At 71.9% G+C, this 14,039-nt stretch carries 12 protein-coding genes; 8 read left to right on the top strand and 4 right to left on the bottom strand.

Annotated elements, in window-relative coordinates; genetic code table 11:
• Window positions 1-20: 20 nt before the first annotated feature.
• Window positions 21-626: a class I SAM-dependent methyltransferase gene (locus ACQPZK_RS18220; RefSeq protein ID WP_433534126.1), complete on the bottom strand. Its 606-nt coding sequence runs from the start codon at window positions 624-626 to the stop codon at window positions 21-23.
• A gap of 86 nt (window positions 627-712) precedes the next feature.
• Between ACQPZK_RS18220 and ACQPZK_RS18215 the strand changes: the two genes are divergently transcribed.
• Both ACQPZK_RS18215 and ACQPZK_RS18210 read left to right on the top strand, forming a co-directional pair.
• Window positions 713-1,906 carry a low temperature requirement protein A gene (locus tag ACQPZK_RS18215; protein WP_433534125.1) on the top strand — a complete coding sequence of 398 codons (1,194 nt, stop codon included), beginning with the start codon at window positions 713-715 and terminating at the stop codon, window positions 1,904-1,906.
• 183 nt (window positions 1,907-2,089) lie between these two features.
• Window positions 2,090-6,025 (top strand): ThuA domain-containing protein, encoded by a 3,936-nt coding sequence (locus ACQPZK_RS18210; protein ID WP_433534124.1) that lies wholly within the window; start codon window positions 2,090-2,092, stop codon window positions 6,023-6,025.
• Window positions 6,026-6,085: 60 nt separating this feature from the next.
• Here the strand turns inward: ACQPZK_RS18210 and ACQPZK_RS18205 are convergent, their stop codons facing one another.
• Window positions 6,086-6,550: a septum formation initiator gene (locus ACQPZK_RS18205; RefSeq protein ID WP_433534123.1), complete on the bottom strand. Its 465-nt coding sequence runs from the start codon at window positions 6,548-6,550 to the stop codon at window positions 6,086-6,088.
• Window positions 6,551-6,653: 103 nt separating this feature from the next.
• Between ACQPZK_RS18205 and ACQPZK_RS18200 the strand changes: the two genes are divergently transcribed.
• Genes ACQPZK_RS18200 through ACQPZK_RS18190 form a run of 3 tightly spaced genes read left to right on the top strand, consistent with a single transcriptional unit; the run spans window position 6,654 to window position 9,239 of the window.
• The gene (locus ACQPZK_RS18200; RefSeq protein ID WP_433534122.1) at window positions 6,654-7,349 is read left to right on the top strand and encodes a response regulator transcription factor; all 696 of its coding nucleotides are present in this window, start codon (window positions 6,654-6,656) and stop codon (window positions 7,347-7,349) included.
• A complete protein-coding gene (locus tag ACQPZK_RS18195) occupies window positions 7,346-8,632 on the top strand; it encodes a HAMP domain-containing sensor histidine kinase (RefSeq protein WP_433534121.1) in 1,287 nt (428 codons plus the stop codon). Before ACQPZK_RS18200 ends, ACQPZK_RS18195 begins: the two co-directional genes overlap by 4 nt.
• A gap of 28 nt (window positions 8,633-8,660) precedes the next feature.
• Entirely contained in the window at window positions 8,661-9,239 is a 579-nt protein-coding gene (locus ACQPZK_RS18190) for a DUF5872 domain-containing protein (protein WP_433534120.1), read from the top strand.
• Here the strand turns inward: ACQPZK_RS18190 and ACQPZK_RS18185 are convergent.
• Window positions 9,199-10,080 (bottom strand): LysR substrate-binding domain-containing protein, encoded by an 882-nt coding sequence (locus ACQPZK_RS18185; protein WP_433534119.1) that lies wholly within the window; start codon window positions 10,078-10,080, stop codon window positions 9,199-9,201. The two genes, ACQPZK_RS18190 and ACQPZK_RS18185, sit on opposite strands and share 41 nt — an antisense overlap.
• A 70-nt stretch (window positions 10,081-10,150) precedes the next feature.
• Here ACQPZK_RS18185 and ACQPZK_RS18180 point away from each other — a divergent pair, with 70 nt between their 5' ends.
• Together ACQPZK_RS18180 and ACQPZK_RS18175 are read left to right on the top strand one after the other, a co-directional pair.
• Window positions 10,151-10,639, top strand: coding sequence for a GNAT family N-acetyltransferase (locus tag ACQPZK_RS18180; protein ID WP_433534118.1), 489 nt, complete (start codon window positions 10,151-10,153; stop codon window positions 10,637-10,639).
• A gap of 72 nt (window positions 10,640-10,711) precedes the next feature.
• The gene (locus ACQPZK_RS18175; protein ID WP_433534117.1) at window positions 10,712-11,245 is read left to right on the top strand and encodes a PepSY domain-containing protein; all 534 of its coding nucleotides are present in this window, start codon (window positions 10,712-10,714) and stop codon (window positions 11,243-11,245) included.
• Between the two features lie 63 nt (window positions 11,246-11,308).
• Here ACQPZK_RS18175 and ACQPZK_RS18170 read toward each other — a convergent pair whose 3' ends face one another.
• Window positions 11,309-13,273: an ABC transporter ATP-binding protein gene (locus tag ACQPZK_RS18170; RefSeq protein WP_433534116.1), complete on the bottom strand. Its 1,965-nt coding sequence runs from the start codon at window positions 13,271-13,273 to the stop codon at window positions 11,309-11,311.
• Window positions 13,274-13,352: 79 nt separating this feature from the next.
• Between ACQPZK_RS18170 and ACQPZK_RS18165 the strand changes: the two genes are divergently transcribed.
• Window positions 13,353-13,949, top strand: coding sequence for a hypothetical protein (locus tag ACQPZK_RS18165; RefSeq protein WP_433534115.1), 597 nt, complete (start codon window positions 13,353-13,355; stop codon window positions 13,947-13,949).
• Window positions 13,950-14,039 lie beyond the last annotated feature (90 nt).

Raw genomic sequence — 14,039 nt, 5'->3', positions numbered from 1 at the left:
CTGTTCGTGGGCGGCCCGACTCACCCCGTCGCGGTGGCCGCGATCGCGTAGTGCGGCCGGTGCGGGCCGCCGTCGGGGCGTTCCAGGCGCTCCACCTCGGCGAACCCGGCCCTCGTCAGCCGCTCCGAGATCTCGTCGACCGGCCAGCGGTACGCGGTCGTGACCTTGTGGTCGAAGGCGTCGACCTCGTCGCCGGAGAAGAGGCCCAGCACCAACGCTCCGGACGGGATCAGGGCCCGTCGGAATGTCGTCAGTACGCCGTCGAGGCGCTCCGGGGGCAGGTGGATGAGCGAGTACCAGGCCAGGATGCCGGCGACGGTGTGGTCGGCCACGTCGAGGTCGTCCAACGACCCGAGGCGGTAGCTGCCGCTCGGGTGGGTCGCCCGCGCGTGGGCGATGAACTCGGGCACCACGTCGATGCCCGTGGCGTCGACGCCCAGCGACCGCAGGTGGTCGGTCAGGTGGCCGGGGCCGCAGCCCAGGTCGAGCACCGGACCCGGCAGGCCCGCCAGGTGTCGGCCGACGAAGGCGAGGTCGTCGGGGTGCACCTGCTCGCGGGTGCCGAACAGTTCGATGTACAGATCCGCGACCGCGCCGTACGCCTGCCGCACCCGTTCCGTGCCCACCGACCGACTATAGGAGATCGCAGCCGGCCGGCTGGCCGCGCGCAACCCGCCGTCACCGGGCTCGTTAGTGCCCGAGGGGTGCACGGATGTCGCACACGTGGACGGGACGCCTGCTGCGGGATCCGGTGGCCGCGCCCCGGGCGGCGTTCCTCGAACTCTTCTTCGACCTTGCCTTCGTCTTCGCCCTGACCCGGGTGGCGCAACGGCTCATCGACGAGCTGGACGCCAGCGAGCCCGAACGGAACGTGCTGGCGAGCGCCGCCGAGACGCTGTTCTTCTTCCTGGCGCTCTGGCTGATCTGGATGCTGGCGGCCTGGGTCACCAGCCTCTACGACCCCGCGCTGGCGTTCGTCCAGGCGTTGGTGATCGCGGTCATGCTCGGCGCGCTCATTCTGGCGGTCACGATGCCCCGCGCCTTCGGCGCCCGGGCCGCGGTGTTCGCGGGCACCTACGTCGCCATCCAGCTCGGCCGGCCGCTCGCGCTCACGCTGGCGCTGCGCCGTCATCCGCGGCGGTTGGTGACCCTCCGCATCACGATCTGGACGGCGGTCGCCGCCGTGCCCTGGCTCGTCGGCGCCGTTTCGAGCGAGCACGCCCGGCCCGCGGTGTGGGCCGGCGCGCTGGCCATCGAGTACGTGGGGTTCGCCCTCGGCTGGCCGATCCCCCGACTCGGCGCGTCCCGGGTCAACCAGTGGGTGATCAACGGGGTCCACCTCGTGGAGCGTTACCAGCAGGTGTTCCTGATCGCGCTCGGCGAGGCCATCCTGGTCGTCGGCCTGACCTCCAGCGCGAGCCCGTTCACCCCGGTGGAGATCGCCGCGTTCGTGATCGCGTTCGCCATCACCGTGCTGTTCTGGCGGATCTACTTCCACCGTGCCGGCCACCGGCTGCCGACGGCGGTGCGTGACGCGCCGTCCCCGGCGCGACTCGGTGAGATGGCGACGTACAACCACCTGGTGACGGTGGCCGGCGTGCTGATCACCACCGTCGGATTCGAACTGGTCATCGCCCACCCCACCGGCGAGCGCACGTACCCGTTGGCGGTCATCCTCATGGGCGGGCCCGCGCTGTTCCTGCTCGCGCAGGCCTGGGCGGACCACGCTGTCTTCGGTCGACACTCCGTCCACCGTCTGGTCGGGGCGCTGGTGCTGGCGGCGGCGGTCCCGGTCGGTGCCCGGCTGCCGGGGCTGGCGGTCCTGGTCACGGCCGCCCTGGCGCTCACCGTCGTCGCCGTGCTCGACACCCGCACGGGCCCCGCCGAGGCGCCCGGCCGCCCCTGACGGGTTCAGGGTCGCTCGGAAACCGTAATCTGATCTCCCTCGCCGCAGTCGCCCTGACCTGCCGAGATAACGCTCTCTCGGATAGTGCGGAAGTCCTTGACGAGGTGGTAATCGACCCGTAACGATGCATGCACACCACCACCGGCGTGATCGGCGCACGTCGTCCCGCGAAAGGACCAATCCGTGCGCAGATCCCTGAGAGCGTGGCTCGGCGCTGTGTTGAGCGCGATCCTCGTGCTGGGTGGCGTCGTCGCCACGCCCCCCGCGGCCAGTGCCGCCCCGTTCACCGTCCTGGTCTTCAGCAAGACCGCCGGATTCCGGCACGGCTCGATCACCCCCGGCATCACGGCGATCCAGCAGCTCGGCGCGGCCAACGGCTTCACCGTCGAGGCCACCGAGGACGCCGGTCAGTTCACCGACGCCAACCTCGCCCGGTTCGCGGCGGTGATCTGGCTGTCCACCACCGGCGACGTGCTCAACGCCGCCCAGCAGGCGAGCTTCGAGCGCTACATCACCGCCGGCGGCGGCTACGTGGGAGTGCACTCCGCCTCCGACACCGAGTACGACTGGCCGTGGTACGGCGGGCTCGTCGGCGCGTACTTCGCCTCGCACCCGGCCGAGCAGACCGCCACCGTGAAGGTCGCCGACCAGGTGCACCCGTCCACCCGGGCGCTGCCGCAGCGGTGGAGCCGCTTCGACGAGCTGTACAACTACCGCACCAACCCCCGGGGCAACGTGCACGTGCTGGCCACTCTCGACGAGAGCACCTACACCGGCGGCAGCATGGGGTACGACCACCCGATCTCCTGGTGCCAGAACTACTCCGGCGGTCGGGCGTGGTACACCGGCCTCGGCCACACCGACGCCTCGTACACCGACACGGCCTTCCGTCAGCACCTGCTCGGCGGCATCCAGACCGCGGCGGGAGCGGTCACCGCCGACTGCGGCCCGACGGTCACCACCAACTTCCAGCAGGTGGAGCTGGCCAAGGGCGCGGCCGAGACCGGCGAGCCGATGAGCCTCACCGTCCTGCCCGACCGGGGTGTGCTGCACACCTCCCGCAACGGCGTGATCCGGCACACCGACGCCGCCGGCAACACCAAGGTCGCGGGCACCCTCGCCGTCTACACCGGCGACGAGGAGGGCCTGCAGGGCATCAAGGCCGACCCCAACTTCGCCACCAACCGCTGGGTGTACGCGTACTACGCGCCCCCGTTGAGCACGCCCGGCGGCGGCGCGCCGGCCACCGGCACGGCTGCCGACTTCGCCGTCTGGGACGGGGTCAACCGGCTGTCCCGCTTCACCGTGAACGCCGACAACACCATCAACATGGCGAGCGAGACGCTGATCCTCAACGTGCCCACCAGCCGGGGCATGTGCTGCCACGTCGGCGGCGACATGGACTTCGACGCGGCCGGCAACCTCTACCTGTCCACCGGGGACGACACCAACCCGTTCGACTCGGCCGGCTTCACGCCGATCGACGAGCGGTCCGGCCGCAACCCGGCCTTCGACGCGCAGCGCACCTCGGCCAACAGCAACGACCTGCGCGGCAAGGTTCTGCGCATCAAGCCGAGCGCGGCGGGCGGCTACACCATCCCGGCCGGCAACATGTTCGCGCCCGGCACGGCGCGGACACGTCCGGAGATCTACGCGATGGGCTTCCGCAACCCGTTCCGGATGAGCGTGGACAAGGCCACCGGCATCGTCTACCTCGGTGACTACGGCCCCGACGCGGGCACCGCCGACCCGAACCGGGGGCCGGCGGGCAACGTGGAATTCGCCCGGATCGACCGGCCCGGTTTCTACGGCTGGCCGTACTGCACGGCCCGCAACGACGCGTACAACGACTACACCTTCCCGTCCGGGCCGTCCGGGCCGAAGTTCGACTGCGCCGGCGGACCCGTCAACAACTCGCCCAACAACACCGGCATCACCCAGCTCCCGCCGGCCGTCCCGGCCTGGCTGCCGTACGGCGGTTCCGGCTCGCCGCCCGAGTTCACCGGCGGTGGCCTGTCGCCGATGGGCGGTCCGGTCTACCGGTACGACCCGAACAACACCTCGCCCGTGGCGTTCCCGCAGTACTACGACGGCACCTTCTTCGCGGGCGAGTTCGGCCGCCGCTGGATCAAGAACGTCAAGCTCGACTCCAGCGGTCAGCCGTTGAAGATCAACCCGTTCCCGTGGACCGGCACCCAGGTCATGGACATGGAGTTCGGCCCGGACGGCGCGCTCTACGTACTCGACTACGGCACCGGCTGGTTCAACGGCGACGCCAACTCGGCGCTCTACCGCATCGAGTACGCCCGCGGAGGCCGGGCGCCCGTGCCGAAGGTCACCGCCACCCCCACCAGCGGGACCGCGCCGTTGACCGTGGCCTTCTCCTCGGCCGGCACCCTCGACCCGGACGGCGACCCGTTCACCTACGCCTGGGACTTCGACAACAACGGCACCACCGACTCGACCGCCGCCAACCCGAGCTTCACGTACACGACCAACGGCACGCGCAGCCCGACGCTGACCGTGCGGGACACCACCGGCAAGACCGCCACCGCGAGCGTGGTCGTCACCGTCGGCAACAGCGCGCCGGTGGTCACCGTGAACACCCCGTTGAACGGGCAGACCTTCAACTTCGGGGACGCGATCCCGTTCTCCGTCACGGTCACCGACGCCCAGGACGGCACCATCAACTGCGCACGGGTCAAGGTGAACTACGTCCTCGGCCACGACTCGCACGGCCACCAGCTCGGCAGCGTGCAGGGCTGCACCGGGGTCATCCAGACCTCGGCCGACGGCGAGCACGACACCGCGGCGAACATCTTCGGCATCATCGACGCCGAGTACACCGATCTGGGCGGGGGCGGCCAGCCGGCGCTGACCACGCACACCCAGGCGGTGCTGCAACCCCGCGTCCGCCAGGCCGAGCACTTCGGTGACTCGTCCGGCGTCCAGATCGTCGCCGGGGCGGCCGGGCACGGCGGGGCGGCGGTCGGCTACATCGACAACAACGACTGGATCTCGTTCCGTCCGTACAACCTGACCGGCATCCAGTCGTTCAGCGCCCGGGTCGGCGCGCCGGCCGGCGGCGGCGGGACGCTGGAGCTGCGCGTCGACTCACCCACCGGACAGCTGGTGGGCTCGGCGACGGTCACCTCCACCGGCGGGTACGCCAACTTCGCCACCGTCACCGGCGGGGTCACCGCGCCGACCGGCACCCGGACGCTGTACCTGGTGTTCAAGGGCACCGGCCCGTGGTTCGACATCGACGAGTTCACCCTCTCCACCAGCCCCGGCGGGCCCGGCCCGGACCCGGACCCGGATCCCGGGACGGGCACCAACCTGGCCAAGGGCAAGCCGGCACGCGCATCCAGCTACGAGGGCGCGTTCGTCGCGGCCAACGCGTTCGACGGTGTCGCCGGCACCCGTTGGGGCAGCGCCTTCGGCGACCCGCAGTGGATCGACGTGGACCTGGGGGCGACGTACGCCCTCAGTCGGGTCAAGCTGACCTGGGAGGCCGCGTACGGCAGCGCGTACCAGATCCAGACCTCGACCGACGGCGTCACCTTCACCACGATCCGCACGGTGACCGGCGGCGACGGCGGGGTGGACGACCTGACCGGGCTCACCGGCTCCGGCCGGTACGTCCGGCTCCTCGGCACCGGCCGGGGCACCGCCTGGGGCTACTCGCTCTACGAGTTCGAGGTGTACGGCGGCACCGGCACCCCGACCGGCGGCAACCTGCTGCTCAACAAGCCGACGACGACGTCCAGCACCGAGGGCGCCGACGTGACGGGCGCCCAGGCCGTCGACGGCAACCTCGCCACCCGCTGGTCGAGCACGTTCTCCGACCCGCAGTGGATCCGCGTCGACCTGGGCAGCCCCACCGCGATCGGGCGGGTCAAGCTCGCCTGGGAGGCGGCGTACAGCAGCGCGTACCAGATCCAGACCTCCAACGACGGCACCACCTGGACCACCGTGAAGACGGTGACCGGCGCCGACGGTGGCGTGGACGAGCACAGCGGCCTCGGCGCGAACGGCCGCTACCTGCGCATCTACGGCACGGCCCGGGGGACCGGCTACGGCCATTCCCTCTGGGAGGTGGAGGCGTACACGAGCTGAACCACCACCACCACGACGTGGCCGGCACGGATCTCCGTGCCGGCCACGCCGTTCGTTCCGCTAGTCGTCGGGGACGGCCACCGGTTCGGTGCCGATGCAGCGGACCTTCAACTCGTGCCGGCCGGCCGATCCCTCGAAGGTGACCTCGACGTCGTCGTCCGGGCCCCGGTCCACCTCGCGCACCCGGTAACCCTGCGCGGGCGCCCACGACACGAGGCGTACCCCGTCGGGGCCGCACTCGGCCACGGCCGTGCCGCCGCCGGTGGCGAAACTACGGCGGACCCCGGCGCTCGTGCTCGGCGCGGCGCTCGCCGTGGACGGCCCGCCCGGCGCGACGCCCACGGTGCCGCTCGGCGGGGTCTCGGGCGACGCGAGCGCCCGTTCGATCTCGGCCTCGCTGCGCACCCCGCCCGGCGTGCCGGTGATGCTCTCGCCCACCAGCCGGATCGCGCCCAACCCGATCAGGGTCGCCACGGCGACCGTGGCCACCCACCCGGCGGCGACGAGGATCGAACGACGGCTCATGGCACCGACTATCCCCGATCCACGGTTGTCGTCCGCATATCCGGAGGCTAAGGCACGGTTAACGTGCGTCGCGCCGGCATCGACACCGGCTAGCCTGCCTGCTGTGGCCCGCCTGCTGCTCATCGAGGACGACCTGACCATCCGTACCCCGCTGCTGCGTGGGCTGCGGGAACGCGGCCACGCGGTCGCCGCGGCCTCGACCGCGATGGCGGGCCTGCGGGACGCCCTCGACGACCGGCCCGACCTGGTGGTGCTCGACCTGGGCCTGCCCGACCTGGACGGACGCGAGCTGCTGCGGATGCTGCGCGCGGTCAGCTCCGTGCCGGTCATCGTGGCGACCGCCCGCGACGACGAGGCGGAGATCGTCCGGGTCCTCGACGCGGGCGCCGACGACTACGTGGTCAAGCCGTTCACCGCCGCGCAGCTCGACGCCCGTGCCCGCGCGGTGCTGCGACGCGGGGCCGCCGGCCTCGACGCACAGGATCCGTCCCTCCTGGTGGGCGGTCTGCGCGTCGACCCGAGGTCCCGACAGGTCACCCTGGACGGCACGCTGGTGGAGCTGACGCCGCGCGAGTTCGACCTGCTGCACCACCTGGCCGGGCGGCCCGGTCAGGTGGTCACCAAACGCGAGCTGCTCACCGAGGTCTGGCAGATCCCGTACGGCGGCGCCGACAAGACCGTCGACGTGCACCTGTCCTGGCTGCGCCGCAAGCTGGGGGAGACCGCCCAGAACCCCCGCTACCTGCACACCGTGCGCGGCGTCGGCGTACGCCTCGAAGCGCCCGCGGTCCGCCCGTGAGGGCGCGTCTGGCGCTGCTGGTCGCCGCGGTCAGCGTCCTCACGCTCGTCGCGTTCCTGGTGCCGCTGGCGCTGCTCGTGCGGACGGTCGCCCAGGACCGGGCGACCGTCCGGGCCACCGCCGACGCGCAGAGCCTCGTGCCGGTGGTCGGCACCGCCGACGCGCCCACCATCCGGCTCACCGTCGAGCAGCTCGCCGCGGAGTCCGGCCGACCGGTGAGCGTCTTCCTGCCCGACGGCACGGTGCTCGGCGCCCAGGCGCCCCGTACGCCCGCGGTGGCCCTCGCCGCACGCGGGCAGAGCCTCACCGGGGAGTCGGCTGCCGGCCGGGAGGTGGTCATCGCGGTGCAGGGCCGGGCGGACGGCACCGGCGTCATCCGGATCGTCGTTCCCCGGCAGGAGCTGACCGCCGGGGTGACCCGTGCCTGGCTGGTGCTGGCGCTGCTCGGTGTGGTGCTGGTGCTGATCGGGCTGGTGGTCGCCGACCGGCTGGCCCGCACGTTGGTGCGGCCCATCAGCGACCTGTCCGCCGTGTCGCACCGCCTGGCGAACGCCGAGCTGGACGCCCGGGTCGTACCCGCCGGCCCGGCCGAGCTGCGCGAGGTCGCCGGCGCGCTCAACCACCTCGCCGGCCGGATCCAGGTCCTCCTGCTCCAGGAGCGCGAGCAGGTCGCGGACCTGTCCCACCGGCTGCGGACACCCCTCACGGCGCTGCGGTTGGAGGCGGAGTCGCTGCGCGACCCGGAGGACGCGGCCCGGATCGCGGCCGCCGCCGACGGGCTCGAACGGGCGGTCACCGGGCTCATCCAGCAGGCCCGCTGGCGTCGTGCGCCGGCGCCGGGCACGGTCGCGTCCGACGCCGCGGCGATCGTCGCCGACCGGGTCGCGTTCTGGTCGGTGCTCGCCGAGGACACCGGCCGGGCCGTCCACCTCGACCTGGCCCCCGGCCCGCTGACCGTCGCCGTGGCCGCCGACGACCTGACGGCCGCCGTGGACGCCCTGCTCGGCAATGTCTTCGCGCACACCCCCGACGGCACGCCCTTCACCGTCCGGCTCGCGTCCGACGCCGGGGAGGTGCTGCTCACCGTCGCCGACGAGGGACCCGGGATGCCGGCGGGCGCCGTCCAGCGGGGCGCCAGCGCGGCCGGCTCCACCGGGCTCGGTCTGGACATCGCCCGCCGCGCCGCCCAGGCCGGCGGCGGGCGGCTGGAGCTGCGTTCCGGCCCGAGAGGTGGGGCGCAGGTGGTGCTGCGGCTCGGCCCACCGCCGCAGCGCCAGGCATAGCCGCTGCGCTGCCGGGTAGCTGCCAACCATGGCGCGGTACACGAAACCCGAGCTCAGAGAGCAGATCAAGGAAGAGATCAAGGCGTCCGACAAGGGCGGCAGGCCCGGTCAGTGGTCGGCGCGCAAGTCACAGCTGGTGACGCAGGAGTACAAGCGGCGCGGCGGCGGATTCCTGGGCGAAAAGGACGAGCGGCAGAAGGCGTTGCAGCGCTGGGGCAACGAGAAGTGGCAGACGAAAGAGGGCGACGCCCGAGCCCGCAAGGACGGCACCACGAGCCGTTACCTGCCCAAGAAGGCCTGGGACGAGATGTCCGAGAGCCAGAAGCGCGCGACCGACACCAAGAAGCGGGAGGCGTCCCGGACCGGTCGGCAGTACGTCGCCAACACCGGGCCGGCGAAGAAGGCACGACGCGACGCCACGACGGCCGGCCGGATCTCGGAGATGTCGGTCGCCGAGGCCAGCAAACTCGTCCGTGGCATGGACACGCGACAGCTCCGGACCGCCCTGCGCAACGAGCACGCCGGCAAGGACCGCAAGACCCTCGTCCAGCGGCTGGAGGCGGAACTCAACCGGCGCGGCCAGCCGTCCCGAAGCCCGTCGAGGTGACCCGGTCGTCGTCCCGGCGGCGCAGGATCCGCACCTCGGTGGTGGCCTCGGTGCCGGTCAACGGCAGCACCGCCACCGGAGGGGGCGCCACGGCGGTGACGCTCGCCGGCGCGATCGTCACTCCGAGGCCGGCCGCGACCAGGTGCACCACGGTGGTCCAACTGCCGGCGACCTGGACGATGCGCGGTGTGTAGCCGGCGTCCAGGCACGGCCGCAGGTTGCGCTGGTAGGCCCGCTCGCCGGCCACGCGTGGGATGAAGACGAACGGGTCGTCCCGCAGCACCGCCGTGTCGATCGCGCGGTCTCCCGCGTGCGGGTGGTCGGCCGGCACGACGGCGACGAAGGACTCGGTGGCGTACGTGACGCCGACCAGGTCGTCGTGGTCGTCCGGATCCCGCACCACGCCGAGATCGACCTCGCCGTCCAGCAGCCGGTCGACGATCTGCGCCGTGTACGCCTCGTGCAGGCGGAGGTGGACGGCCGGGTGGCGCTCACGGAAACGACGGATCGGCCCGGCCAGCCCGAGCTGGATCGCCGAGCTGACGAAGCCGATGTCGAAGCGCCCCTGCTCCCCGCGCCCGATGCGGCTCGCCTCGTGCACGTCGTCGGACACGGCGGCCAGCACCCGCCGGCACCGGACGAGGTACGCCTCGCCGGCGGGCGTCAGCGCCACCGACCGGGAGGTGCGGACGAACAGCGGCGTACCGATCATCGCCTCGAGCTGGCGGATCTGCTGCGACAGCGGCGGCTGGGCCATCCGCAGCCGCACCGCGGCCCGGCCGAAGTGCAGCTCCTCGGCGACCGCGACGAAGTACCGCAGGTGGCGCAACTCGGGATCCATACGTTGAGGATACGAATCAGTTCCAACAAGATATTGGACGTACGAATGGCGGCGACCGGAGAATCGGGGCATGAACCCGAGCACGCTGACCGTCACGTCCATGACCACCGCCGAGGAGGCCGCGGCCTTCCGGACGCTGAACGAAGAGTGGATCTCCCGCTCCTTCACCATCGAGGAGTCGGACCGTAAGACGCTCGCCGACCCGTTCGCCGCCATCGTCGAACCGGGCGGCGACGTGCTCGTCCTCCGCGACGACGGGCAGATCGTCGGCTGTGTCTCCCTGGTGCGCTACTCCGAGGACGTCTTCGAGTTGTCGAAGATGGCGGTGGCCCCGGCGGCGCGCGGCAGAGGCCTCGGCCGCCAGCTCATCGAGGCGGCGATCGAGCGCGCCCGCCAGCTCGGCGCGGCCACCCTGTTCCTCGGCAGCAGCACCAAGCTCCCGAACGCCGTGCACCTCTACGAGAGGGCCGGCTTCCAGCACGTCGCACCGGAGCAGATCCCGCTGCCGCCGTACGCCCGCGCCGACGTCTTCATGCGGATGTCGCTCCTGCCGGCTTAACCCGGCCTTAGCGTTCGGACAGCGCGCTGCTATCGGAATTCAGCCGATCCTCGTAGTCGACAACGAGGAAAGGTGAACACCATCATGAAGCGGACCAACCTGCTCCTGGCGTCGGTCGGTGGGGCGGCGGTGCTGGCGACCGCGGCGGTCGCGCTCGGCGTCACCGCCGCGAACGACTCGCGTACCGACACGACGCTCGCCGCGGCGACCGTCGCGCCGACGCCCGACACCACCACCACCGCCGCGCCGGCGACCGGCGATCCGTCGTCGACCGGCACCCCATCGGGTACGCCGACGAGCAGTGCCCCGTCGTCGAGTGTCGCCCCGTCCGCGGGCGGCGCGCCGGCCGGCGCCGCCGTCGACGAGAAGCGCGCCGGTGAGATCGCGCTCGCCAAGGCGGGCGGCGGCCAGATCGTCGAGGTCGAGGCCGAGCAGGAGAACGGCCGCCCGGTCTGGAGCATCGAGATCGTCGCCGGCGACACCGAGCACGAGGTGGACGTCGACCGTGAGAACGGCTCGGTCGTCAAGGCCGAGCAGGAGCCGGTCGACGCGGACGACGACGCCGATGACAAGGACGACGACGCGGACGACGGCGACGACGACTGACCGTCGACACTCGCCGCCCGCCCCGGGGATCGACCCGAGGCGGGCGGCGACGTCGTGGAGCAGCTATCCCGGCACGGTGGTCTGGATCGGCACGCGTTGCTCCTGGCCCGTCGGTTGGTCCTGGCCCGTCGGTTGGTCCCGGCCCGTCGGTTGGTCCTGGCCCGTCGGTTGGTCCTGGGAGAACTGCGTGCGGTACAGCTCGTGGTAGCGACCGCCGGCCGCGAGCAGGTCGCCGTGACGTCCGCGTTCGACGATCCTGCCGTCCTCCACGACGAGGATCTGGTCTGCCGCCCGGATCGTGGAGAGGCGGTGCGCGATGACCACGCTCGTGCGGCCGCTCAGAGCCTCGGCGAGGGCGTCCTGGACCGCCGCCTCCGACGTGGAGTCGAGGTGCGCGGTGGCCTCGTCGAGGATGACCACGCGCGGCCGGGCCAGCAACAGTCGTGCGATCGTCAACCGCTGCCGCTCGCCGCCGGACAGGCGGTACCCGCGTTCGCCGACGATGGTGTCGAGCCCGTCGGGAAGCGTACGGATCAGGTCGTCGAGTCGGGCCCGCCGGAGCACGTCCCACATCTCGTTCTCCGTGGCGTCGGGCCGGGCGAACGCCAGGTTGGCGCGGATGCTCTCGTGGAAGAGGTGCCCGTCCTGGGTCACCACACCCAACGCCGTCCGGATCGACTCGGCGGACAGGTCACGGACGTCGACGTCGCCGAGCTTCACCGTCCCGTCGTCGACGTCGTACAGGCGGGGCACCAACTGCGCGATCGTCGACTTGCCCGCCCCGGAGGAGCCCACCAGCGCGACCATCTGACCCGCCTCGGCGCGGAACGACACCCCGTGCAGCACGTCCTCGCCGCCACGCGTGTCGAGCTTCACCACGTCCTCGAGGGACGCGAGGGACACCCGGTCGGCCGACGGGTAGCCGAACCGCACCCCGTCGAACTCGACCGCGACCGGTCCGTCGGGAAGGCGTCGGGCGTCGGGCTTGTCGAGGATCAACGGTTTGAGGTCGAGGATCTCGAAGACCCGCTCGAAGCTCACCAGCGCGCTCATCACCTCGACGCGGGCGCTGGCCAGCGACGTCAACGGCGCGTAGAGCCGCGACAGCAGCAGCGCGAGAGCCACCACGGTCCCGGCGTCGAGGCTGCCCCGCAGGGCGTACAGGCCGCCCAGCCCGTAGACCAGGGCCAGCGCCAGCGAACCGACCACGGTGAGCGCGGTGATGAAGACCCACTGGAGCATCGCCGTACGGACGCCGATGTCCCGTACCCGCCGGGCCCGGGCGGCGAACTCGGCGGACTCCTCGGCCGGTCGTCCGTACAACTTGACCAGCGTGGCGCCGGGTGCGGAGAACCGTTCGGTCATGCGCGTGCTCATGGCCGCGTTGTGCTCGGCCGCCTCCCGCTGCAAGCGGGCGAGCCGGGACCCCATGTGGCGGGCCGGTAGCACGAAGATCGGCAGCAGGACGAGCGCCAACAGCGTGATCTGCCACGAGAAGCTGAGCATGACGGCCAACGTCAGCATCAGGGTGACCGCGTTGCCGACCACACTGGACAAGGTGTCGCTGAAGGCCCGCTGCGCGCCGATCACGTCGTTGTTCAGGCGGCTGACCAGCGCGCCCGTCCGGGTCCTGGTGAAGAACGCCACCGGCATCTGTTGGACGTGGTCGAAGACAGCCGTCCGCAGTTGGACGATCAGCCCTTCGCCGATGCTGGCGGAGAGATATCGCGTCACCAGGCCCAGGCCGGCTTCGGCGAGGGCGATCGCGGCGATCAGGACGGCCAACCGGACCACGACACCGCCGTCGGCGCCGTCCACGATCGCGTCGACCACCCGACCCGCGAGAATCGGCGACGCCACCGTGAGTACGGCCGTCACCACGCTCAACAGCAGGAATCTGACGATCCGCGCGCGGTGTGGCCGGGCGAACCGCCCGATCCGCTTCAGGGTGGCGCGGGACAGCGGTCGCTCGTCCCGCGCGTTCATCGCGTGGCGCAGAGACGTCCACGCGGTAACTTCCATGCTCATGCGTACCTCCGATGTCGGAGGCTAGGACCTCATCCGAACTTGAGGTCAACCCGCGGTCCGCGTTCACGGGGGAGAGCCCATGGAGTTGCTGGACGTCGTGGTGACGACAGTGGGTGGAGCGCTCGCGGCCACCGCCGGTGTCGTCGTCGGCGGAATGCTCGCCCGGCGCGCACAGGACCGGCACTGGTTACGGGATCGTCAACTCGTCGCCTATCAGGACCTGCTGCGGGAGTACGCGACGTTCTCGATGATCCTGCGGCGCGCCCACCTCGGGCGCACCCCCTGGGACTACGACTGGGGAGCATGGAGCACGGCCCTGATGTCGGCCAGTCTCGTCGCCCCGAGCGCCGTCGCCGCCGAGATCGACAGATTCGGCCGGGCGGTGCACGGGCTCCTGGATGCCACCGCAGGCGTGGACACGACGACGACACCGCTGTCGCAGAGCGATTTCGAGCAGGTGATGATCGCACCGGCCCGCGCGCACCTGGACCTGGTCAACGCCATGCGCCGATCCATGGGACGGCAGCAACGGCCCCTGTCGGTCTGGTTGGGCGGAGCGAGCGGCCGCCCACCCCACTGGCGAGACGCCGAAGTCGGCGGCTCGTCGGGACACGACGACACCGCCAGTTCCGCGCAGGCGGGAACCGCTTCCCGAGGAGACCCTGGTGGTCGTTGAGGCGGAGCGGATCGTTCACGCGGGACACCGGCTGCGACGCGAAGGGCTGGCCCCGCGCCAGCGCTGGCGCCGCCCACACTCCCGCTCTCG

The organism is Micromonospora sp. CA-249363 (assembly GCF_050950185.1).
Classification (GTDB): Bacteria; Actinomycetota; Actinomycetes; order Mycobacteriales; family Micromonosporaceae; genus Micromonospora.
Note: the sequence above shows the minus strand (reverse complement) of the source record. Positions and strands in the feature narration are given on the sequence as shown.